The organism is Pedobacter sp. BG31, from assembly GCF_042464845.1.
Lineage (GTDB): Bacteria > Bacteroidota > Bacteroidia > Sphingobacteriales > Sphingobacteriaceae > Pedobacter > Pedobacter suwonensis.
Genome location: NZ_JBHNZK010000005.1, coordinates 27,821 through 52,061, shown reverse-complemented (window position 1 = coordinate 52,061; position 24,241 = coordinate 27,821). Strand labels below are relative to the sequence as shown.

15 protein-coding genes are annotated in these 24,241 nt (G+C 40.0%); 9 read left to right on the top strand and 6 right to left on the bottom strand.

The window, feature by feature from the left end; all coding sequences use genetic code 11:
- Positions 1-3: 3 nt before the first annotated feature.
- The 7 genes from ACFE6N_RS08265 to ACFE6N_RS08235 all read left to right on the top strand — a co-directional run bounded on the left by ACFE6N_RS08265 (position 4) and on the right by ACFE6N_RS08235 (position 10,234).
- Entirely contained in the window at positions 4-1,530 is a 1,527-nt protein-coding gene (locus tag ACFE6N_RS08265; protein ID WP_378935484.1) for a RagB/SusD family nutrient uptake outer membrane protein, read from the top strand.
- An 88-nt stretch (positions 1,531-1,618) separates the two neighbouring features.
- The gene (locus tag ACFE6N_RS08260) at positions 1,619-3,016 is read left to right on the top strand and encodes a glycoside hydrolase family 30 beta sandwich domain-containing protein (RefSeq protein ID WP_378935482.1); all 1,398 of its coding nucleotides are present in this window, start codon (positions 1,619-1,621) and stop codon (positions 3,014-3,016) included.
- Positions 3,017-3,033: 17 nt separating this feature from the next.
- Positions 3,034-4,785 (top strand): cellulase family glycosylhydrolase, encoded by a 1,752-nt coding sequence (locus ACFE6N_RS08255; RefSeq protein WP_378935480.1) that lies wholly within the window; start codon positions 3,034-3,036, stop codon positions 4,783-4,785.
- A 15-nt stretch (positions 4,786-4,800) separates the two neighbouring features.
- Positions 4,801-5,988: a hypothetical protein gene (locus ACFE6N_RS08250; RefSeq protein WP_378935478.1), complete on the top strand. Its 1,188-nt coding sequence runs from the start codon at positions 4,801-4,803 to the stop codon at positions 5,986-5,988.
- Positions 5,989-6,096: 108 nt separating this feature from the next.
- Positions 6,097-8,421, top strand: a complete 2,325-nt coding sequence (locus ACFE6N_RS08245; RefSeq protein WP_378935476.1) for a carboxypeptidase-like regulatory domain-containing protein — start codon at positions 6,097-6,099, stop codon at positions 8,419-8,421.
- Positions 8,422-8,425: 4 nt separating this feature from the next.
- On the top strand, positions 8,426-9,232 hold the full coding sequence (locus ACFE6N_RS08240) for a DUF4249 domain-containing protein (RefSeq protein WP_378935474.1): 807 nt from the start codon (positions 8,426-8,428) through the stop codon (positions 9,230-9,232).
- 42 nt (positions 9,233-9,274) lie between these two features.
- The gene (locus tag ACFE6N_RS08235; protein ID WP_378935472.1) at positions 9,275-10,234 is read left to right on the top strand and encodes a 2-hydroxyacid dehydrogenase; all 960 of its coding nucleotides are present in this window, start codon (positions 9,275-9,277) and stop codon (positions 10,232-10,234) included.
- Positions 10,235-10,313: 79 nt separating this feature from the next.
- Here ACFE6N_RS08235 and ACFE6N_RS08230 read toward each other — a convergent pair whose 3' ends face one another.
- The 6 genes from ACFE6N_RS08230 to mutL form a co-directional block, all read right to left on the bottom strand.
- Positions 10,314-13,040 (bottom strand): carboxypeptidase regulatory-like domain-containing protein, encoded by a 2,727-nt coding sequence (locus ACFE6N_RS08230; RefSeq protein WP_378935470.1) that lies wholly within the window; start codon positions 13,038-13,040, stop codon positions 10,314-10,316.
- A 371-nt stretch (positions 13,041-13,411) separates the two neighbouring features.
- Entirely contained in the window at positions 13,412-14,044 is a 633-nt protein-coding gene (locus tag ACFE6N_RS08225; RefSeq protein ID WP_378935468.1) for an NAD(P)H-dependent oxidoreductase, read from the bottom strand.
- 997 nt (positions 14,045-15,041) lie between these two features.
- Positions 15,042-16,154, bottom strand: coding sequence for an endonuclease/exonuclease/phosphatase family protein (locus ACFE6N_RS08220; protein ID WP_378935466.1), 1,113 nt, complete (start codon positions 16,152-16,154; stop codon positions 15,042-15,044).
- Complete coding sequence (locus ACFE6N_RS08215; RefSeq protein WP_378935464.1) at positions 16,154-17,008, bottom strand: rhomboid family intramembrane serine protease; 855 nt, start codon at positions 17,006-17,008, stop codon at positions 16,154-16,156. The genes ACFE6N_RS08220 and ACFE6N_RS08215 overlap by 1 nt, the downstream gene beginning before the upstream one ends.
- Positions 17,001-17,732: a rhomboid family intramembrane serine protease gene (locus tag ACFE6N_RS08210; RefSeq protein WP_378935462.1), complete on the bottom strand. Its 732-nt coding sequence runs from the start codon at positions 17,730-17,732 to the stop codon at positions 17,001-17,003. The genes ACFE6N_RS08215 and ACFE6N_RS08210 overlap by 8 nt, the downstream gene beginning before the upstream one ends.
- Before the next feature lie 409 nt (positions 17,733-18,141).
- Positions 18,142-19,980, bottom strand: coding sequence for a DNA mismatch repair endonuclease MutL (gene mutL, locus ACFE6N_RS08205; protein WP_378935460.1), 1,839 nt, complete (start codon positions 19,978-19,980; stop codon positions 18,142-18,144).
- Positions 19,981-20,571: 591 nt separating this feature from the next.
- On the opposite strand from mutL, the gene ACFE6N_RS08200 reads away from it, so the two are divergent.
- A complete protein-coding gene (locus tag ACFE6N_RS08200; protein WP_378935458.1) occupies positions 20,572-22,206 on the top strand; it encodes an amidohydrolase in 1,635 nt (544 codons plus the stop codon).
- Positions 22,207-22,216: 10 nt separating this feature from the next.
- Positions 22,217-24,010, top strand: a complete 1,794-nt coding sequence (locus ACFE6N_RS08195; protein WP_378935456.1) for a serine hydrolase domain-containing protein — start codon at positions 22,217-22,219, stop codon at positions 24,008-24,010.
- Positions 24,011-24,241: the final 231 nt, after the last annotated feature.

Below are 24,241 nucleotides of genomic sequence, written 5' to 3'. Positions count from 1 at the left end.
AAAATGAAAAAGAATATTTTAGCTATTGCAGCCTTTTTAACCGCATCTCAGCTTATCGTTTCTTGTCAAAAACAGCTAGATGTAAATCCACGAGAGCGTATACTAGAGTCAAATTATTATCAAACTCAGCAACAGGCATTTACAGGTTTGGTAGCAGTTTATGATCAATTGGGCAATCAATCAAGCGGTTATCTCACCAAACTTAATTTATTCTGCTCCGCATCAGATGATCATTATGCTGGCGCCGATTCTCCGTCAGATTTAGGTGATATGCAGGCCATGAATAATTATACCGTAAACTCATTATCGGGAGCCCCAAGTTATTTATGGAGTAAAGGCTTTACCGGTGTTTACCGCGCAAATGTGCTATTGAAAAAGATAGAAGGCATCAGCATGGATGCATCAACCAAGGCAAGATATATTGCTGAGGCTAAAGCATTACGGGCTATATTTTATTTTGATTTGGTACGCATTTTCAAAAACATACCGCTAATCCTGTCGCCGATAGAGCCTTCTGCTATGTTCGATGTTACGCAGGTTGCTCCGGCTGATGTATATAAACAGATAGAACAAGATCTAAAAGAGTCAATATCGGCTCTTCCGGTAACGATCCCTACTGCAGATGCAGGACGCTTAAACCAAGGTGCAGCACATGCGGTTTTAGGTAAGGTTTATTTATGGCAGGAAAAATGGGCCCTGGCAGCTACAGAGTTTGCCGAGGTTAATGGTACAGCACCCGGCGCAAGTACTTATGGCTATAAATTATTACCAAAATTTGCTGATTTGTGGAACTGGAAAAATAAATTCAATTCAGAGTCTATATTAGAGCTCAGTTACAATACTACCTCTAACATGGGCTGGAGTAACGTTGGTAGCCGTGAAGGTAATGTGATGGGCATTCTGGTAGGGCCACGCAACTATGTACCTGTAATTGCAGCGCAAGCACCAGATTATGTTTCGGGTTGGAGTGTGATGCCAATAACCAAAGAATTGTTTGATTTAATCCATTACGATCCACGTAACAAACCTACGGTTGCCAATTTAGATAGTTTGGAAAAAGCTGGTATTGTAACCTATAAACATGCTAATGATAATACCGGATATTTTGTGGAGAAATATGCGGGTAGGGTTTCTACCAAGGCTGCTGTTGGCCAGTTGGAATTAAACTTTGGTCAGAATATGTATGAAATCCGTTTAGCTGATACCTACTTAATGGAAGCCGAAGCATTGTTGAGAAGCGGTGCGGCTGTTGGCACAGGTTCCAGAGCATATATTTTCTTTAATGCTGTAAGAGCCCGGGTAGGTTTAAATCCTGTTGAGGTAACCATGGATAATATCATGAAGGAAAGACGCCTTGAACTGGTAGCCGAAGGACAAAGATGGTTTGATTTGGTTAGATGGGGACTTGCGCCAACTAAACTGGCCTTTAAAGGATTTCAGGCAAATAAAAATGAGACCTTACCTATCCCTCAAGCGGAGCTAAACAATACTAAAATTGTACAAAGTAAAGAGTGGGGTGGCACTAAATAAACTCAAGTATATATATCCTTAAAGTTTAATTGTTACAGGGAGAAAGCGAAGTCTTTCTTCCTGTTTTTTATCAGATTAATTTCCTTATATGCTATTTACCAAGTCCGTTGGACTCTTAGTAGGTTGTGCTTTTACTTTTTCGGTTATGGCGCAAGGCCAGCCACAAGTGTGGTTAACCAAAGCCGATCGTACAGCCTTATTTACCCGTCAGGCTACAGGTTTAAAGTTGTCTACAGCTACAAACAAAAAACCAGTGATTTTAATCAACGATAAAAAAACTTTTCAGAGTATAGTTGGCTTTGGCTATGCTTTAACCGGGGGTAGTGCGCAGCATATTATAAAAATGTCGGCACAGGCAAGGGCAGCATTGCTTAAAGAACTTTTTGCTATCAATGGTAATAATATTGGTGTAAGTTATATCAGGCTGAGCATTGGTGCATCTGATTTAAATGAAAAAGTATTTTCATATAACGACCTTCCTGAAGGGCAAACCGACTTGGAGCAGGCTAAATTTGATTTAGGCCCTGATCAGGCAGATGTTATTCCGGTAATGAAGGAGATCCTGGCCATTAATCCTAAAATCAAAATAATGGGTTCGCCATGGTCTCCTCCCTTATGGATGAAAACAACATACGATGCCCGCGGAGGGATGCTTAAGCCGGAGTATTATGCCGCTTATGCTAAATATTTTGTGCGTTATGTACAGGAAATGAAAAAGGAGGGGATTTCTATTGATGCCATCACGGTGCAAAACGAACCTTTACATCCGGGCAATAACCCGAGTTTGTTTATGGCAGCACCAGATCAGGTGCTATTTGTAAAGCGGTTTCTAGGCCCCGCTTTTGCAAAAGCCAGCATTAAAACCAAAATTATTGTTTACGATCATAATGCCGATCGGCCCGATTATCCGATCAGTATTTTGGATGATCCGGAAGCTAAAAAATATATCGATGGATCTGCTTTCCATCTTTACGGGGGTAAAATAGAAGCGCTAACCGATGTGCAAAATGCCCATCCCGATAAAAACATTTATTTTTCTGAGCAAATGGTGGTAGAACAGCCTGATGCCACGACTATTGATATCGTAAATCCGGTAGCGCGTTTAATTATCGGTGCCACACGTAACTGGGCCAGAAATGTATTGGAGTGGAACCTCGCTGCCGATCCTGAAAATAAACCTTATACCGATAGGGGAGGTTGCTCGATGTGCCAGGGTGCAGTTACCATTAACGGCGACCATTATAGCCGTAACCTGGCCTACTTTTCCATTGCCCATGCCGCTAAGTTTGTAAGGCCGGGCTCCGTAAGGGTTGCATCTAACGAGCCTGAGGGTTTGGCTAATGTTGCATTTAAAACACCCGAAGGTAAACATGTACTTATTGTGGCCAATACGGGCAAAGCAACTGCAACATTTAACATTAGCCTAAAGGGCAAAAGCTATGCTGCGGCGCTTGATAAGGGTGCAGTAGCTACTTATATCTGGTAATTTTTAATCAATCAACTATGTTTTTTAAAAGATCTATATTATCTGTTTTTCTGTTCAGCAGCATTTCGTTTACCGGTTTTGGTCAGGGTTTTTTAAAAGCATCAGGCACAAAAATTATTGATGGGCAGGGCCAGAACGTATTGTTGCGCGGCATTGGCCTGGGTGGCTGGATGTTGCAGGAAGGCTACATGCTGAAAATTAATAAAGAGTCGCAGCAGTACCGCATCCGCGAAAGGATTACCGACCTGATGGGGCCAAAGCAAACGCAGGAATTTTATGATGCCTGGCTGGCTAACCATACACGTAAAATTGATGTTGATTCGATGAAACGCTGGGGTTTTAACTCTATCCGCTTGCCCATGCACTATAATCTTTATACGCTGCCGGTTGATCAGGAACCTGTAGCGGGTAAAAATACCTGGCTCGAAAAAGGTTTTGCATTAACCGATAGTTTGCTCAACTGGTGCAAAGCCAATAAAATGTACCTCATTTTAGATTTACATGCCGCACCTGGCGGACAGGGTAACGATTTAAACATTGCCGACCGTGATCCGTCAAAACCCTACCTGTGGGATAGTGAGGCCAACCAGGAGAAAACCATAGCCCTGTGGCGGAAACTGGCCGAACGTTATAAAAATGAGCCCCACATCGGCGCCTATGATATTATAAACGAACCCAATTATGGTTTCAGTAATCCTGAGGAAGATAAAAACGGGACCCAGGAGAAAGTGAATGCCCCTTTAAGAAAACTGATGGTTGCGATTACAAAAGCCATCCGTGAGGTAGATCAGCAGCATCTCATTATTATTGAAGGTAACGGTTGGGGCAATAATTACAACGGTATTTTTCCACTCTGGGACAAAAACATGGCCTTAAGCTTTCATAAATATTGGAACTATAACGATCAGGCTTCCATAGCGCACATCATTAAGGCCCGCGATGAGCAAAATGTACCCGTTTGGCTGGGCGAAACAGGCGAAAATTCAAACGTTTGGTTTACCGATGCCATCCGCCTATTAGAAAAAAATAATATCGGCTGGTCATGGTGGCCTTTAAAGAAAATGGGCGTTAATAATCCGATGGAAATTAAATCGAACACCAATTACGATGCGCTTGTTAAATACCTGAACCATGGCGGTAATAAACCTAAAGATAGCAACGTATATAGTGGCCTGATGGAAGTGGCTATTTATTCGAGGTTAGAAAATACCATTATTCACCGTGATGTAATTGATGCGATGATCCGCCAGCCTTTTAGCAATGAAACTAAGCCTTTTAAAGCCAATTTAGTTCAGGATAAAAGCATTATCTACGCAGTTGATTATGATTTGGGAAAAAACGGATTTGCCTATTTCGATCAAGATACGGCCGATTACCATACGGTTACCAATAAGCGGACGGCTGGAAACCGGGGCGGTATTTACCGCAATGATGGTATAGATATTGCCAAAGATTCTCTTCAGTACGAAAAATATTATGTAAACCATATCGAAAAAGGAGAGTGGTTGCAATACACGGTCAAGGTGGCACAAAAAGGTAACTATACGTTAAAAATCAATGCAGCGGCAGATCAGTCCAACGGGCGCATTACCATTTTAATTGATGGTAAAACCATCGCTACTGCTGTAGTGGTTCCCAATACCGGCAATATGAAAAAGTTTGCCACTTTCGAAATCAAAAATGTGCCTTTAAAGGCTGGGTGGCAAAAAATTAGGGTATTCGCCGCTAATGGTGGTTATAATTTTAGTTATATTCAGTTTATAAAATAAAGACAAAAAATTATTTTGAAAGGTATAAAACGGATCCTCATTATTTTGGGCGTGATGGCAGGAGTAGTCATGATCCTTTCAAGATGCATGAATACGGACGATGATTTGCCAAAAGACATTAGGGGTGAGGCTTACACCGGTGCTGCCACTTGTGTAAAGTGCCATCAGGAGATTAAGCAGTCTTTTGCGCATGATGCACATGGTTTAAGCTCTAAACCTGTGTACGACCAGAAACTGTTAAAGGTTTTTGCTCCCGATGCTAATGTATTCAACTTTGATGTACACCAAAAAGTGGTTATTGAAAAAAGAGCTGGTGGCATTTTTCAGGTCGCTTATGTAGATGGAAAAGAAGTTCGTGCCGAAAAATTTGATATGGTATTTGGTTCGGGTGAAAAAGCCTATACCTATGCTTATTGGAAGGGTAAAAAGCTTTACGAGCAACCACTTTCCTATTTCTCCGGGATCCGTAACTGGGCCATTAGTCCGGGTTTCTCCAAACAAACCTTTTATTACGACAGGCCTATCGGTAGTCGATGTTTAGAATGCCATGCTTCGTACGTAGATAAAAAAGTAATCCAAACTTCAGGTGTTTCTACTGATGAGGAGTTGGAGCGTGGTACACTGATTTACGGTATAGATTGTGAACGTTGCCACGGACCGGGCCGTAAACATGCCGTTTTTCACCTCGAAAATCCGGCAGAGAAAACTGCCAAATTCATCACCATTTATAAAACATTAAGCCGTAAACAAAAGATGGATGCCTGCGGGGTATGCCACTCCGGCAATTCCTTGGTTGCCCAAAAATCGGTTTTTGGTTTTACCCCTGGCGATAATATCGATGATTACTACGCACAGGATTTTGTGGGTTTTGGTGGTGGCGATCCGGATGTACATGGCAACCAGACCAGCATGTTAATGGGCAGCAATTGCTATCGGAAAAGCAAAGACATGACTTGTCAATCGTGCCATAATACCCATGAAAATAGTAAGGGTAATTTAAAAGTTTACTCACAACGTTGTATCAGCTGTCACCAAAGTACAAAGCACAGTGAGGTTACTTTGGCAAAAGGATTCATCAGCACAAATTGCATCGATTGCCATATGCCTAAAGAACCTTCTAAATTAATTACCTTTCAGCAGGCCGGTAAAGATCATTTGAGCCCTTACCTGTTGCGTTCACACCATATTGCTATTCATCCCTAGATTTATCCATAAAATCCCAAAATTTATTAAGAAATCCTCCATTATCGAATAATAGGAGTTTGATTTCGTACATTTGGTTTCTAACATAAAAATTCGATAGTAGCCAATATGTCCATAAAATACTGCTTAGCCTTATTTTGCCTCCTTTTTCTATCCACCTCTATTTTTGCTCAAAAGAAATTTACCCTTAGCGGCACGATCCGTGATGCAGGTACCGGCGAAACCTTAATTGGTGCTACGGTAAGGATTTCAGGGGCTTCTACCGCAGCTACTTTAACCAATAATTATGGATATTTCGCTTTAACGCAGCCCGAAGGAAGCTACACGGTGGCAGTAAGTTATACAGGTTATACCGCTGTGGTTAAAACCATCAATTTAACAAAAGATACCAAGTTAAATGAAGAATTACGAAGTGCAAACGATCTGGCTGATGTAACGGTTAGCGCCAATAACCGTAAAAACGAAAATGTTAAAAGTGCGCAGATGGGACTGGAAAGGATTGATATGAAAACGCTTAACTCCATTCCGGTATTACTCGGAGAAAAGGATATTTTAAAAACCATTCAGCTCTTGCCAGGTGTAAAATCTGGCGGTGAAGGAAACACGGGTTTCTATGTGCGCGGTGGTGCCGCCGATCAGAACCTTATTATTTTAGATGAGGCTGTGGTGTACAATTCTTCACATCTTTTAGGCTTTTTCTCCACTTTCAATGCCGATGCGATTAAGGATGTAAGTTTATACAAAGGTGGCATGCCGGCGCAGTATGGCGGCCGTTTATCGTCCGTTTTAGATGTTAAAATGGATGATGGAAACAATAAAGAATATAAATTTCAGGGCGGGATCGGTTTAATTGCTTCACGTTTAAAAGCGGAAGGCCCCATTGTGAAAGATAGGGGCTCATTTATGGTGAGTTTCCGTAGAACCTATATCGATCTGTTTTTAAGGGCTTCGCCAGATTCGTCTGTTAATGGCAGTACCCTAAATTTTTATGATATCAATGCAAAGGCAAATTATAAAATCAACGATAAAAATACCATCTATATTTCGGGCTATTTTGGCAAGGATAATATTGGTGTGAAGGATTTGTTTGAAAACAACTGGGGTAACGTAACTACCACTATCCGTTTAAACCACATTTTTAGCGATCGTTTATTCTCCAATACATCGTTCATTTACAACAATTATAATTATACTGTTCGTTTGCTCAACGATGCGACTAATTTTAAGGCCACTTCGCTGGTGCGCGATTTTAATTTTAAAGAAGATTTTCAGTATTTCAGTAACAAGCATATCCTCAGGTTTGGGCTAAATGCTACCCAGCACCGCATTTCGCCGATTGATATTGATAGTGATGCTTCCTCGCAGGTGAATTCGCTTTCGCAAGAGCGCAGGTATGGAATAGAATCTGCTGCTTATATTGCTGATGAATGGAGTGTAAATGAACACATCAACTTTTTATATGGTGTAAGGCTGGCTGCTTTCTCTTTAATGGGGCCTGGTAATTTTAATACCTACAATGCGGCAGGCGAAATTACCTCTACAGAAAATGTAGCTAAAGGCAAATTCTATAAAAACTATCTCAACCTGGAGCCGCGTTTTTCGGTGAGTTACCTGCTTAATGAACAAAACTCAATTAAAGCATCCTACAATCGTAATACGCAGAATGTTCACATTTTAACTAATGCTACATCCAGTTCGCCAACCGACCAGTATGTGCTGAGCAGCAATAACATCAAGCCCGAAATTGCCGATCAGGTAGCCTTAGGTTATTTTAAAAACCTAAAGGAGAACACCTATGAATTATCTGGCGAAATTTATTATAAATGGCTGCAAAACCAGATCGATTACAAGAATGCTGCCCAATTACTTGCCAATTCGAATGTAGAATCAGAGCTGATTTACGGTATAGGCCGTGCTTATGGAATGGAATTGTTTTTTAAAAAGAAATTTGGTAAGCTGAACGGCTGGGTGGGTTATACCCTATCGCGAACGGAACGTAAATTTACCGAACTGAATAACGGCAAATATTTTCCTGCAAGGCAAGACCGCACGCATGATATTTCATTGGTTGGCATTTACAACATGACCTCAAGGTGGACATTTTCATCGAGCTTTATTTATAGTACAGGTAATGCAGTTACTTTTCCTGCAGGAAAATATACCATCGGCGGACAACCTGCTTATTATTATACCCAGCGTAATGCAGGCCGTATGCCTTACAACATGCGTTTAGATGTAAGTGCAACGTTAGCAGGCAAGAAAAAGGGCAAATACCAATCGAGCTGGAATTTTGGTATTTACAATGTGCTTGGACGTAAAAATCCTTACTCCATAGAATTTATCACCGATCCTGAAAATCCGAACAAAACTGCTGCACAGCAAACTTCACTTTTTGGCCTTATTCCTTCTGTTACCTGGGATTTTAAATTTTAACACCATGAAAAAACTAACGATATATTTTGCCTTATTTACGCTGTGTCTCGCTTCATGTAAAAAAATTATTTCCATTGATACGGAAAATGCCGATCCACAGGTTGTTATTGAAGGAATTATAAATAACCAGTTGATTGATCAGGAAATTAAAATCAGCAAAACGATAGGTTATACCGAAGAAAATGTTTTTCCAAAAATTTCAGGCGCTACGGTTACCGTAACCGATAGCAAAGGCAACACGTTTGTATTCAAAGAAGGAACTAAGCCTGGTACTTATATTAACCGCATGAAAGGAGAGCCTGGTGTTACCTATAACTTAAATGCAATTGTTGAAGGACAAAAATATACCGCGAGTTCTAAAATGCCTAATTTGGTTAAGTTGGATTCAATCGGAATTATTAATAATGTTTTTTTCGGGCGTGAACGCAAAACAGCGGCCGCTTTCTTAAAAGATCCGGTTAACGAGGTCAATTTTTACCATTTTAACCTATATGTAAATGATGTGCTATCAAGACGATATTATGCTTATAACGACAGGTTAACCAACGGTAATGATTTACGGATCCAGCTCTTCTTTAAACCCAACAATGATCATGACAGTGATGAGCTGAACACCAATGATAAGATTAAGGTTGAAATGGAATGTATTGACAGTAATATTTTTAATTATTGGTATGCATTGAGTCAACAGTCAGACCGTGGACCTAACCAGGGTACCACACCGGCCAATCCCACATCAAACATTACCAACAATGCCCTGGGTTATTTTAGTGCAAATACTTATCAGGTACTTACCACTACGGTAAAATAAGCATTATTAAAACTCCTGCTCAGATTTTACTGTTAAATGAATATGAAAGTATTTATAAGCGGCAACATTGCTCCGGTTGGTTTAAAGCAACTGGAAGAAAATAATATAACAATTACCCAATGGAAAGAAAACAGGCAGATTACGGCAGAAGAGCTGATTGAAGCCTGTAAGGATCAGGATGCTTTGGTCAGCGTAGGCCCCAATAAATTGAATGCCGGATTTTTAAACGCCTGCAAGCACTTAAAGGTGATTGCGCTGCATTCAGTAGGTTTCGATCAGGTGGATCTGGATACCGCTAAAAAATTGAATATCCCCATTGGTAACACGCCTGGTGTTTTAAGCAGCGCAACTGCTGATACAGCTTTTTTACTGATGCTGGCCGTATCGCGAAAAGCATTTTTTTCGCATAAGAAAATCATTCAGGGCGAGTGGAAAAACTATGAGCCTTCGCCAGAACTAGGCATTGAAGTAAAAGGCAAAACGCTCGGTATTTTTGGCCTGGGTAAAATTGGTTTAGAAATGGCCAGGAAATGTGCTGCGGCCTACCAAATGGAGGTAATTTACCATAACCGCTCGCGTAACGAAGATGCCGAAAAGGAAATAGGAGCAAGATATGTATCCTTTGAAGAACTTTTGGCACAAAGTGATGTGCTTTCTATCCATACGGCGCTAACCCCCGAAACCAAGGATAAGTTTACAATTGATATTTTTAAACAGATGAAATCCAATTCGATTTTCATTAATACAGCCAGAGGGGGCATTCATAATGAAAAGGATTTGATCAGAGCCCTGGAAGAGAAAATAATATGGGGAGCTGGTTTAGATGTAACCAATCCGGAACCGATGGATAAAGATAACCCTTTGTTAGCGATGGAAAACGTTGCCGTTCTACCACACATTGGCTCAGCCACCGAAGAAACGAGAGCAGCCATGGCCAAAATTATTGTGCAGAATATCGTTGCCGGGTTGAAAGGGAAGAAGTTGCCTTTTGAAGTGAAGTAAGATGTGAGATTTAAGATGTAAGATGGATGAGGGGCGAAAAGCCAATTCCATCATCCATCTTACATTTTCCATAAACCAACTATTTTACGTTGTATTTAAACACTGATCTTCCTAAATTTCCATTGGCATCTATACCTTCGATAATTACTTTGTACTGTCCTTTACCATCAGCGTTATAATATTCAAAAGAAGCATTACCTGTTGCATCCGTAACTACTTTAGGGTTCCAGTAAATAGTGGTCCTTAAGTCGTTCCGGTTCATACTGGCAGGTACATCATATTTAGGTGAATAGAACTGTTTTTCTTTGTTATAACCTTGTGGCGAGAAGGTAAGTTCGTAGTATTTTGGAAGCATATCCATTAACTGCGCTTTCGATATCCTGGTGCCTTTAGGCGCTTTTTTCTGGTTAAATACAATTACACCGTTTACATTGTTGGCACGGTTAACCAGGCCTAAGTCGTCTCTCAAAAATACTTCAACCGACTCGAGCTGGTTAACGTCTATAGTATTAATCTGGTTTACATCCACATTCATACCGTTGATGAAAATACCCATTGGGATTTTTTTGCCCTGGTTGTAATCGCGGGTTACGTAAAAGTTATTATCTGCAAAAGTAACTCCTGCAAGCATGCCTTGTAGACAGTTAATCAGCAAACCACAGCCTTTAAACCGATCGCCACTCACTTCATGGTCGGCCATCTGGCTAAGCCCGCTCAATGCAGGATAATCCTTATGGCTTACTTTCGGAACCACTGCGCCTTTAATGGTCACATCTTTTAGCGTATGTAGGTAAGCGTATTGTTTTTTACTATTATCCAGGTAACTGGTCAAAGTACTATCAATATTTAAAACCTCTTCGGCGGCACTAAAATTTCTGGTTAGTGTAGGTACCGGCGCACCATTTAAGCTCAAGGTCATGTTTTTATAGTTTGGATTATACTTGGCAGTAATGGTTACTTTCGATGAATCGTTAAATACCAGGTTCGAGAATTTAAAGTTTCCTACCGGATCTGTAGTGCCTTCCTGGTTAAAACGTTTATCAGGAATGCTTAAAAGCAGGGCTCCTTTTCTAACCGGAATGCCATTGTTCTGACGTAAAATCCCTGAAATTTCAATACCCTGTTCTGGTAAGAAATCAATTTTTGGCAGTTTATTGGCAATGATGTCGGTATATTTAAAACTGCGATAGCCCTGGGTGAGAAGCAATACATCTAAATCTGCATTTTTCCTGGCGTCGGGTGCATTAAAGTAATAATTCGCTTTTTCAATATAACCTTTAACATCGCTGCTTAGTAATAAACCAGTTAATATCGTGCTGGTGGCGTCTTCGCTTGATGGAACTTTGGTTTCATCTACAACCGCTACAGAAAAACTACCTTCTACAGGAGCACCATCTTTTTTGGCCGCCACATTTATCTTCACCTTTTTCTTAATTCCATACGTAGTTGCTGCACTGGAAAGCGTTACTGCCATGGTATTTTTGTGTTGAACAAAAACCAGTCGTTCACTCAGCGGTTTGCCAAATTCGTTAAACAGTGTAAATTGTGCAATTCCATTTGGGAATTTAGATTTAAGCACCGTAGTATTATATTCTATATTTGATAATGCTGTTTGCGCGCCATAGCAGATAACGCCCTTACTCTGCGCAACCAGATAAAGCTTTTTTCCTTTGTTCTGTTCAAAAAAGGCATCATTAGCCAGGATTTTTATGGCAATATTATCCGGATTGCTATTGTCTATTTTCACAGCAACACCATTTGCAGCAACTGCAGGTAAATTATAAGTTTGAGTAGTGCCATCAGCATAGGTAACAGTAGCTTTGTAAGTTTTTCCAGCTTCTGCCAATAATTCAAAACTGCCCATCCCTAAATGCTGCGCTGCAAAGGTGGCAACCGTTTTGCCATCATTATCGGTTACGGTACCTTTGGAGTTAATACCTAAACCATCACTTTTAATGGCTTTAAATGCCACTTTATTGTTAAGGCCGGCAATTAAACTTCCGCCTTCCGGGAAAAATTGAAAATCTTTGCTTAAGATAGCGTTTTTAAGCGGGAAGCTACTGCTTGCCACATCCTTATCGGTGGTATTAATGCTGGTAATCAGTTCGCCTTTTTGTAATTGATATTCTGCCTTTTGTGCATTGCTCATCGCAATGGTTAAATAGCCATTGGCATCTGTTGTACCCCTGCCTTTGGCAATAACCGTATAGCTGGTAACCACCTGCCAGCTCACATTTTTATTGGCGTAGGGTTTATTGCTGGCATCTTTAAATTGTACACGGGCATCAATTTTTTCTAACTTATCTGTAGAAGTATTTTTGTAAGTAATGTGGGTTTTTACCTCCTTATCAATGGCTTCGCCTACATAGAAGGTTTTGTTGAAATAAGCCGGGTCATCGCTGTTAAGCATCCATAATGTATAAGCCCTGATATGGTAATTACCTTGTTTATAGTTAATCTGATCTAAAGGAAAACTGCCATAAGCAAAACCACCGGTTATGGGTAACTTTATAGTCTGGATCAGCGAATCTTTCTGGTTGATCACATCTACATAGATGATTTTACTGATGCCTGATAAAAAATTCTGGTTTTCGGTAACATAAGCTTTAAACCAAACTGTATCGGCAACTGCATAATAAGGTTTGTCAAAATGAAGGTAAATCTTTTCAGCAGGGTAATCACTTAATACCTTACTGGTTTTGGCGATGATGCTGTTGATACTAATGGTATCGGTTTGAGCCGAGGAAGAAAAACTGAGGGTGGATAAAAGTGACAGTATTATAAACGATAATCTAAAAATCTTCATGGATTGGATATTAAAGCTCGTAAATATATCCAATTATAAATAGCTGTCCTAAATTGTATGGTGGTTTAACATTTTTTTACAAAAGATTCAGGTTCATTGGCTCACTTGTCATTGGTTCGTTCCTTGCATTCCGTTTTCCTGATCCCATAGCTATCCGATTTGTTTCAGGTTCTGATATAAGAAGGCTTTTTCATCCGGCGAAGCAATCTTTCGAGTTAAATTTATGTGTAAAGATTGCTTCACGCCATTCCACTGGCGGCGCTTCAGTTCGCAATGACGGATTTTTGTCATATAATATCTGGTATGAAAAAAATGTAAAGCAAAAAAGGCCGCTAAAAGCGGCCCGTTTTAAATATAATGGTGTTTGCCTGTTATTTAAACTCAATCAAGAATTCTTCTTTTGGTGTACGTACTTTTTTAAGGTTAACTAACCAATCCCCAGCTTCGTCCCTGTATCCTAAAGGCAATAGCGTAACACTTTTTAAGCCTTTTTTATCTAAGCCTAAAAGTTCATCTAAAGCAGGTCCGTTAAAACCTTCCATTGGTGTAGCATCTACTTTTAACACAGCAGCTTCTGCAATGGCAATACCGAAAGCAATATAAGCCTGACGGGCTGCATGGTTAAAGTTTTCTTCTGCTGTTCTGTTTAGAAGCATGCCTTTAAGTTGTGTTTTGTAAGCATCTGTAGTATCCAATGGTAAACCACGTTCTGTATTCATTCTGTCGAAAACCTTATCGATACCTTCTTCCGTATAATTTTCGTTTGCGGCAAAAATCAATAAGTGAGAAGAATCAATTACTTGCGATTGGTTAAAAGCAATCGGTGCAATTTTTTCTTTCAACTCCTGGTTGGTTACCACAATGATTTTAAAAGGCTGTAAACCTGATGATGTAGGTGCTAAATGTGCTGCAGCAATAATTTTATCAACCTTTTCTTGTTCAACAGGCTGACCATTCATTTTCTTAACGGCATAACGCCAGTTCAGGGCATCTATTAAGCTCATATTTTTGAAGATTTTTTTTAAATTTTATAAAGCAAATATGGAAATAAGGAATAGACCTATTGTTGATGTATGGTAAGAAAATATAATTTTGCTATCGGTTGCTGTCTTACCGACCGAAATAGAGTTAGGAAATGAACGGGTTGTAGGGCTTGGCGGTTTTCAGCCCCGCTTTCGCTTATAGTCCTCGCTACGCTGCGGGCTATTCCGCTCAATCAGGTTTATGAACAAGGGTTCTGCACCCTTATCCTCGGTCTGTGTCCTCACAGACCGAAAAGGGAATGATCAGGGGGGATCTGTGGAAACACAGACCAGGGAAAGCTTATGGCACAAATTTCAAATCACTATTAACTGGAAAATGATCAGATAATTGGCCTGGGTAATTTTATAATTCAACACTTCAAGCTCTTTGGAGGTGGCAATATAATCGATCTTTATCCTCGGTCTGTGTCCTCACTGAATGAAAAGGAAATAATCAAGGATAGTCTGTGGAGACACAGACCAGGGGAAAGGCATAACGCCAGTTCAGGGCATCTATTAAGCTCATATTTTTGAAGATTTTTTTTAAATTTTATAAAGCAAATATGGAAATAAAGAATAGACCTATTGTTGATGTATGGTAAGAAAATATAATTTTGCTATCGGTTGCTGTCTTACCGACCGAAATAGAATTAGGAAATGAACGGGTTGTAGGGCTTGGCGGTTTTCAGCCCCGCTTTCGTTATAGTCCTCGCTACGCTGCTGGCTATTCCGCTCAATCAGGTTTATGAACAAGGGTTCTGCGACCTGCAACCGTAAAAATGGAATGCTGTTTGGCCTAGCCCCGGTTGTAGCGTTACCCTGCAGCAACGAGGCACGAGGAAGCGAAGCGTAAAAGCGGAAAACGGGAAGAAACTTATTATTCTGTACAGACCTTGCGCTTCTTATAAAGAAAAATATCCTCGGTCTGTATCCACGGGGAGTTGATCCTATGTCTGTGTTCACACATATCAGGGAAAGCTTATGGAACAAATTTCAAATCACTCCTAACCGGGAAATGATCAGATAACTTAGCCTGAATGATTTTGTAATTCAACACCTCAAGTTCTTTGGAAGTAGCAATATAATCAATCTGAAAATTGGGAAATTTGCCGTTATAGGTTTTACCGAAACCGTTGCCTTTTTTAATAAAACTATTATTTAAACCGTCGGTAATCTGAGTAACCACGTAAGATGCCGGCGTATCGTTAAAATCGCCTGCTATAAGGTAAGGTGTTTTACAGGCGGCCATCTCCTTTTTCATAATATCTACCTGACTGCTGCGTTTGAGAAAGGCATTTTTAAGCATTCTTAAAATACGTTTAGAGGGTTGCAGTTCGGTATTCATTTCTTTAACCTTATCCAAATATTCATAATCCTGCTTTTCAAAAGAAATAGACTGAAAATGTACGTTATAGATTCTAAGGGTCTTTCCCTTAATGTTTAAATCAGCATAAATACTCATGTTATTGGAGAAGCCTTCAACAAAAGGGATTTTACCAGAATTTTCAATCGGATATTTAGAAAATATAGCTAAGCCAACGGCTTCATAATCATTTTTATCGATGGGTACAAAGTAATAATATTTCGTGTTTAGCAACGCTTTCAGGCTATCAACCGTATCAAAGGCACCTTTGTAACGGGTGTAAAATTCCTGAAAGCAGATAATATCCGGATTCTGGTCTTTTACTACCCGAAGCATCTTTTCCTTTACCGATTCCGTATTGTCTTCGCCATACAGTTTAAAACTGTGTACGTTGTATGTCATCATTCTGATGCTATGATCAACCTTTTCAGCACTGCCTTCATCACCACCAATGGCAAAGGTTGCTTTTAAGGTTTTAGCACCCATTGCGATTACCAGAATGGTAGCGATTGCAAAAATCCATTTCTTGCTTAAAAACCACCAAACCAGGAAAATTATATTCGCAAATAAGACAAACGGGTAAGCAAGCCCGAAAAAAGCAATAATGGCATGTTTTCTCGGATCCATATTTCCGGCCAGCACCCCTAAAAGCAAAGCAATTGCCAATAGAATCGCAATAGGCAAGAGGAGCTTATCTATGAAACTGTATTTCTTCGCTTTCGTAGCCATTAATCTTTACTTGCCTTAAATAGTTTTTCCTTTTCTACAGTTGTTAATTTATCGTAGCCTGAAGTTGATATTTTATCTAAAATGGCATCTATTTCCTGTTGTGTTACTCCGCCTTTAAATTCAGGTTTTTTAACTGGTTTCTCATTCCGCACTACCTTTAATTTTGGCTTACGCTCAAATATTTTGCTCCAATCCCGTCCGTTCTGCAAACTTTTAATGAAGGTGAAACCTAAAAGTGCACCGCCAATATGCGCTAAACTTCCACCGGCATTTACAGAGCCGATAGCAATAAAATCCAGGATAAAATATACAATGGCGATCCATTTAATTTTAACCTCGCCAAAGAAAAGCAGCATAATGCTATAATTGGGTACCAGCGTGGCTGCCGCGAAAATAATGGCCATTACGGCGGCCGATGCTCCGATAATCGTTACGCCAGCTAATCCATCAGCATAAACAGGGAATATATTTAATGCGGCAAGAGCAAATAAACCGCCAAACAAGCCGCCTGCAAGGTATACAAAATGAAACTGCCTGCTTTTCAGGAAATTCATAAATATGTTGCCGAACCAAAATAAGCCGAGCATGTTAAACAAGACGTGGAGAATCCCGTCGTGAAAAAACATATACGTAAACAGGGTATAAAAACGTTCCGGTAATTTCGGAAGACTAGCCGGCAAGCCTACATATTCCCTGGTCCATAAATTGGTATCGACAGGAATACGGCCTAAAAAAACAACTACGCCAATAATGGCAGTAACTAAAAAAAGGATAACATTAATCCCTATGTAAAAGAACAATGGGTTGCCCGATTGAAAAACCTTGTATTTTAAATCTTTGAAAGTATTATTCATAGAGTGTATAAAATGTATCGTTTTTATCTTTCCATATTTTAATCAGTATAAAGCCAATTAAGGCACCTCCCAGGTGTGCATAATGGGCGATGGAATCGCCTTCAAACTGGGCAACACCCAAAGATAACTCTACTAAAATGTAAATGGGTATAATATATTTAGCTTTTACAGGAACCGGGATAAACATAATCAGTAGTTCAGCATTTGGATAAAGCATGCCAAAAGCAACCAACAGACCAAAAATAGCACCCGAAGCGCCGACCATGCCACCAAAGTAGATGCTTCTAAGTGTAACGGCTTGTGCCATTGAAAGCTGTGAAGTATTAAATTCGCCCTGAAACAATGCGGCAAGGTTTATTTTTCCATTATTGGTGGCGCTACCTATAATTTGGTGTACCTCATAAGCCTGTACAGCCCATTGTAAAAACAAAGCACCCAATCCCGTAATAAAATAAAAAATGATAAACTTTTTGCCGCCCCATCTCGATTCAAGGATGCTTCCAAAGGAGTACAACGCAAACATATTAAAGAAAATATGCGCTATGCCACCATGCATAAACATGTAGCTAATGGGTTGCCATATCTCAAATTTAGGCGAATCAAAATAATAAACAGCTAAAATATCATCCAGATGAAGGCTAGTTAACAAATAAGTGGCTACGAAAAATAAGACGTTAATAATCAGTAGGTTTTTTACTACTGGTGGAATATATATGTTGTTCATTTAATTTAAAATGGGTTAACTGGTTAATTTTTAAATCGGTTAACTGTTTTTCATGTAATAGCCTCCTTTAAAAGGAGACAGATTTATTGCCAGATTTTTATATTTTAAGGATCGCCAGGCTTTAAGCCTTCTGCTTCTGTCTGCTCCATATCTTCTGACCTATGACTTCCCAACTTCGGTCTTCTTTTTACCATATAAGACATTTAAAGGCATCAAAGCTTAAAGCTTTAGTCTATCGGCTCCATATCTTCTGACCTATGACTTCCCAACTTCTGTCTTTTTTCACCATATAAGACATTTAAGGGCATCAAAGCTTTAGTGCTTTCGATCTACTGCTTAGTCTGTCTGCTCCATATCTTCGGACCCTCGACTTCCCGACTCCAAACCCCCAACTCCAAACTCAAAATCACTATCCCTTCTCAAACTTCTTATCCAGTTCTGCCAGTGTAATGGTTTGGATAATCGGTTTGCCACTTACACTAAAGTTAGGCGTTTTACAGGCAAAAAGCTCATCAATCAGTGTATTCATTTCTTCCTGACCGAGACTTGTTCCGGCTTTTATGGCACTGTTTTTTGCCAGGCTTCTTGCCAGGCTATCGCGTTTGCTCAATTTTAATTCTTGTTGTGAGTTTTTAAAGCCCTCAATTAATTGCTCAAATAATTGCGTTTCGTTAATATTGCTGCTGCCCAGATCAACCGGAACACCTTCTACTACCAACGTATTTTTCCCGAATTCCCGTACATCAAAGCCCAGGCTTTTTATATCATCCAGTAAACTTTTGGCCAGTTCGAAATCATTCGCATTTAGTGTAATGGTTTGCGGAAATAAACTCTGCTGCGATGCGCCTTTGCGGTCATCCAGATGTACGAGAAAACGCTCGTAAAGGATCCGCTCGTGTGCCATTTGTTGGTCGATCACCATCAACCCCGACTTGATCTGCGAAACAATATAGCGGTTATGCAATTGCATATATTGTTTCTGCTTCGTTTCCAAAACAGTTTCATCCTCATAAATAGAAGTTTGCTCTACAACAGGCTGTTCGGTTATATCGTAAAGCGAACCCCAGTTTTTTGCGCTCGGTTTTGCATCATAATTTCTTGGCGAAGAGGCATAACCGGAGGTAGAACTGCTGTCATTCGCAAAAGGATTGAAATCAGGATTGAAATTAATACTCGGTGGTACAATATCTTCAACTGCCTTATGCGTAATCATATTGCTGAAACCAGTTTCCTGATCAAAATCCAGCGTCGGGGCAATATTATACCGGCCAATAGAACGCTTTACAGCCGATCTCATGATGGCGTAAATCGACTTTTCATCCAGATATTTAATCTCTGTTTTGGTAGGGTGTACGTTTACATCGATTTTCGACGGGTCAATCTCGATAAACAATACATATAACGGGTAACTATCATCAGGCAGTAACTCTTCAAAAGCAGAGCTTACTGCGTGGTTTAAGTAAGGATCTTTAATAAAGCGGTTATTTACAAAAAAGAACTGTTCACCCCTGGTTTTTTTTGCAAAAGCAGGCTTGCCGATGTATCCTTTTAAGTTAATAATCGTGGTTTCTTCCTCAACAGGGACCAAACGTTCGTTATAGTTGTTGCCAAAAAGATGGACGATGCGCTGTTTTAAGTTGCCCTTTGGAAGGTTGAAAATTTCAACCCCATCATGGTGCAGGCTAAAAAAAACACCTGGATGTGCCAACGCTACGCGTTGAAATTCATCTATGATGTGACGCATTTCTACCGGGTTGCTTTTCAGGAAGTTCCTTCTTGCTGGCGTATTAAAAAACAGGTTTTTAATGGAAATCTGCGTTCCGGGAGACGTAGCTACCGGTTCCTGATTGGTTACCTGAGCGCCTTCGATAGAAATGCAGGTGCCTATTTCATCTTCGTGCCTGCGGGTTTTCATTTCTACCTGTGCAATGGCTGCAATAGAAGCCATGGCCTCGCCACGGAAACCCATGGTGCGGATGGCGAATAAATCTTCTGCTTTTTTTACTTTCGATGTAGCGTGGCGTTCGAAACACATTCTGGCATCGGTAACGCTCATTCCACAGCCATTATCAATAATCTGAATCAATGCCTTGCCTGCATCTTTTATTACCAGTTGAATCTTATCTGCACCAGCATCTATCGAATTTTCGAGCAATTCTTTTACCGCAGAAGCAGGTCGTTGAACCACTTCTCCGGCAGCAATCTGATTGGCAACAGCATCAGGCAATAAGTGAATAATATCAGTCATGTATTAAGGCAAAGTGATTTGCTAAATTATGCAAAATAAGCTTAAAGAACCTGATTTGTTTAAAACTCAACATATAAATGACTGTGGGTAAATAGGATTGAATTGCTACCCGTCAGTCTGAACGCAGTGAAGAATCTTTGTACGTAACAATTTGTTATCTCTGCCTCGGTTTTGTTTTTTTTGAAAAGCAGGGTTCTGCACCAATCGGTTCCGGTAGTCCTGCTGTACACTGTATCCCGATAGAAAAAATCGGGATGCCGGCCCCATCAGGTTTATTTTACAGGGGCCTGCCGCTCTGAACTGGTGAGGAATTTCTGCTGGTTTACCGATGTTTAATCAATCAAGCTATATTTTCCGTGCTTTCGGTGTTTCCGTGGCAAAAAATTGTGGTATAGTTATAAGGTCATAGCGAGACGCTAAGACCAGGGTTGATCAACTCAAGCTATATTCCTCGCTTTTTGTGTTTCCGTGGCAAAAAATTGTGGTATAGTTATAAGGTCATAGCGAGACGCTAAGACCAGGATTAAGTCGCCGTTTCTGTAAAACCGAATTTACAAATCCAAATGCTTTCATTTTTCTATCTTTAGCGGAATGAAAGCCATCTTATACAGTCTTTTTCTGGCATTGTTGTTTACTTCCTGCGCCAAAAAGGAAGTGGTTGATGTAATTGTTTACAATGCAAGGGTTTATACCGTTAACAGTAAGTTTGATACGGTTGAAGCGTTTGCAGTAAAAAATGGAAAGATACTCGCACTGGGTAGAAGTGATGAGATAAAAGATCAATATGCAGCAAAAGAAGAAATCAATGCGAAAGGCAAAGCCATTTATCCCGGTTTTATAGATGCACATGCCCATTTTTATGGCTATGGACAAAGTTTGCAAACCGCTGATCTGCGGGAAACCAAATCCTGGGATGAAGTGCTTACCCGTTTAACTGATTTTGCCAGAACGCATCCCGATGGCTGGTTAATCGGCAATGGCTGGGACCAAAACGATTGGGACAATAAAGCTTTCCCTACAAATGAAAAGTTGACCGCTCTTTTTCCAGATCGACCAGTATTTTTAAACCGGATTGATGGACACGCCGCCATTGCAAACCAAAAAGCCCTGAATGAAGCTGGGATTAAAGGTGAGCAAAAATTGGTAGGCGGCGATATGCTTACCCAAAACGGAAAACTCACTGGCGTGTTGATTGATAATGCAGTAGCGTTAGTGGAGCGTAAAATCCCATCGCCAGATGCTAAACTGGCCGAAAAGATATTTATGGATGCACAACAGAACTGTTTCGCTGCTGGTTTAACCACCATTGATGATTGTGGATTAAGTTATCTGACGGTTGAGTTTATCGAAAAACTGCAGCAATCGAAAAAATTGAAAATGAGGCTATACGTCATGCTTTCAGATGAGCCTGATAATTATACCTATCTTTTTAACCGTGGCCCGATCAAAACCGATCGGTTAGATGTTCGTGCTTTTAAGGTATATGCTGATGGCGCTTTAGGTTCGCGTGGTGCCTGTCTGCTGCATCCTTACAGCGATATGCCAGATAAAACCGGTTTTTTGTTAAGCGATCAGAAACATTTTGAAGAAGTGGCCGCAAAAATAGCTGCCAATCATTTCCAGATGTGTACCCATGCCATTGGAGATTCGGCCAATCGCGTAATCCTCAATATTTACAATAAAATTTTAAAGGGTAAAAACGATCAGCGCTGGCGGATTGAACATGCGCAGGTAGTTAATGCTAAAGATTTTAACCTGTTTGGAAACGCCAGTGTTATTCCTTCCGTTCAACCTACGCATGCAACTTCCGATATGTATTGGGCTAAACAGCGTTTAGGTGGAGAAAGGTTAAAAAATGCATATGCCTACAAACAATTGCTAAAACAAAACGGTTGGATTCCATTAGGTACAGATTTTCCTGTAGAAAACATTAATCCATTATTAACGTTTTATGCAGCAACGGTGAGAGCAGATGCAAAAGGTTTTCCGAAGGGAGGTTTCCAGGTAGAAAATGCCCTGACACCTGAAGAGGCCCTACGCGGAATGACGATATGGGCAGCAAAAGCCAATTTTGAAGAACATGAAAAAGGTAGCCTTGAGAAAGGCAAATTAGCCGATTTTGTTATGCTCGATCACGATATTTTGAAATCAACGCCACAAAATATATTAAAAACCAAAATTTTAAAAACCTATCTGAACGGAGAAAAAGTATATGAAGCGAAATAGATTGTGTATTATGGCTGTAGCATTTTGTTGCAATATTTTATGTTTAATGGCCTGCGCACAGGATCATACAGCGAATGAAAAAAAATTGGCTATTGCGAATGCAATTGCTAACACAACGGTTTTGTTAAACAATCAAGATGGAATTATTCCTTTAAAATCATTAGCAAAAAAAAATATCGCTTCGGTTAGCCTTGGCTTTGCCTATAGCAACGTTTTTGATAGTCTGGCTAATAAATATGATAAGGTCACCTCGTTTTCTACTAATTCTTATAAAGATAGCCTGAATTTGAATGATCTGGAAGATGACCTTAAATATTTCAATACCATTTTAGTTGCGATTGATGATCAGCAGGTAACTAAGGCCCGATACATTAACTTCATTAACAGTATTAGTAAAAATAAGCAGGTAATTGTTTCATTTTTTGGTAATGGACCCGGTTTAAAATCATTCGATCTGTTAAAATCGCCGATTATATGGACCAGTCAAAACAATGCTGATGCAGCGGCTATTGTACCGCAGTATATTTTTGGAGGTATGGCTGCTTCAAATAAGTTAACCACTGCTTATTCTGCCCGTTATACGATGGGGTCTGGTTTTACGACAACAGCTACGCGATTAAAATATACCGTTCCGGAAGATGCTGGTTTAAATGCTAACAACTTAAAAGAAATTGATGCTATTGCTGCCGAAGCTATAGCACAAAAAGCTACTCCAGGGTTAGTGGTTTTGGTGGCGAAGGATGGTAAAGTAATTTTTAATAAGGCTTATGGTAATCATACCTATGATAGCAATGTGCCAGATAAGGTAACCGATATTTTTGATCTTGCATCCGTAACGAAAATAACGGCAACTACACCAGCGGTAATGCGCTTGTTTGAAGAAGGAAAACTGAAACTGGATACCAATATCGGGGCGTACATTCCTAAAGCACGCACTAAGCCTATGAATAATATTCAGGTACGCGAGGTAATGTTGCACCAGGCAGGTTTTATCCCTTACATTCCTTTTCATGATTACGTTAAAACCGGCGATTATAGCAGAGATTCATCCGCAGCCTATCCAACCAAAGTAGCCGATAATTATTATATCAAAAAAGGTTTTTTTAAAGATTTTATGTGGCCTAAGATGCTTAATTCGCCCATCAAAACACGGGGTAAATATGTGTACAGCGATATCAGCATGTATGTAATGAAAGATATTGTAGAGCATATTAGCGAGGAGCCTTTAAATCAATATACTTACGAAAACTTTTATAAGCCACTAGGGATGCAAACGGCAGGTTTTCTGCCGCGCAACCGTTTTAAACCAGAGCAGATCATTCCAACCGAAGATGATAAGTATTTTAGAAAAACTTTACTTGTAGGTTATGTGCACGATCAGGGCGCGGCCTTAGCAGGTGGAGTTTCAGGTCATGCCGGTTTATTTGCCAGTGCCAACGATCTGGCCATTATTTATCAGATGTTGTTAAACCGTGGCACCTATGGAGGAGAAACTTATTTCAAAAATACAACGGTAGATCTTTTTACCTCCAAACAATCAAATGTGAGCCGCAGGGGTTTGGGTTTCGATCGTTGGGACCCGGATAGCACTAAACATTATCCTTCTGATCTCGCCTCACGACAAACATATGGCCATACCGGATACACCGGAACCTGCGTTTGGGTAGATCCGTCACGGGGTTTGGTTTATGTGTTTTTATCTAACCGTGTCAATCCAACGGTTACCGATAAACTTTCCAATTTAAAAATCAGGGGTAGAATTCAGGATGTAATCAATAAAGCCATTGATGAATCGAAAAAATAAAACTTGCTTGCCAATACTCAGAGTTGTCAACTTTAACAACCAGTTTGCTGTGAAGTTGATAACTCTTTGAACTTAAATAATATGCTGGTCAGCCATCATCGTTTAAATGCTTGGATATCCTTATGTTCCTGCGTACGTTAATATAACCCAAAAAAGCATCGGTTTTAGCCGATGCTTTCGTTTTATTTATAAAATTCACCAGAGACTCAAAACTGAGTACTCACGACTCCA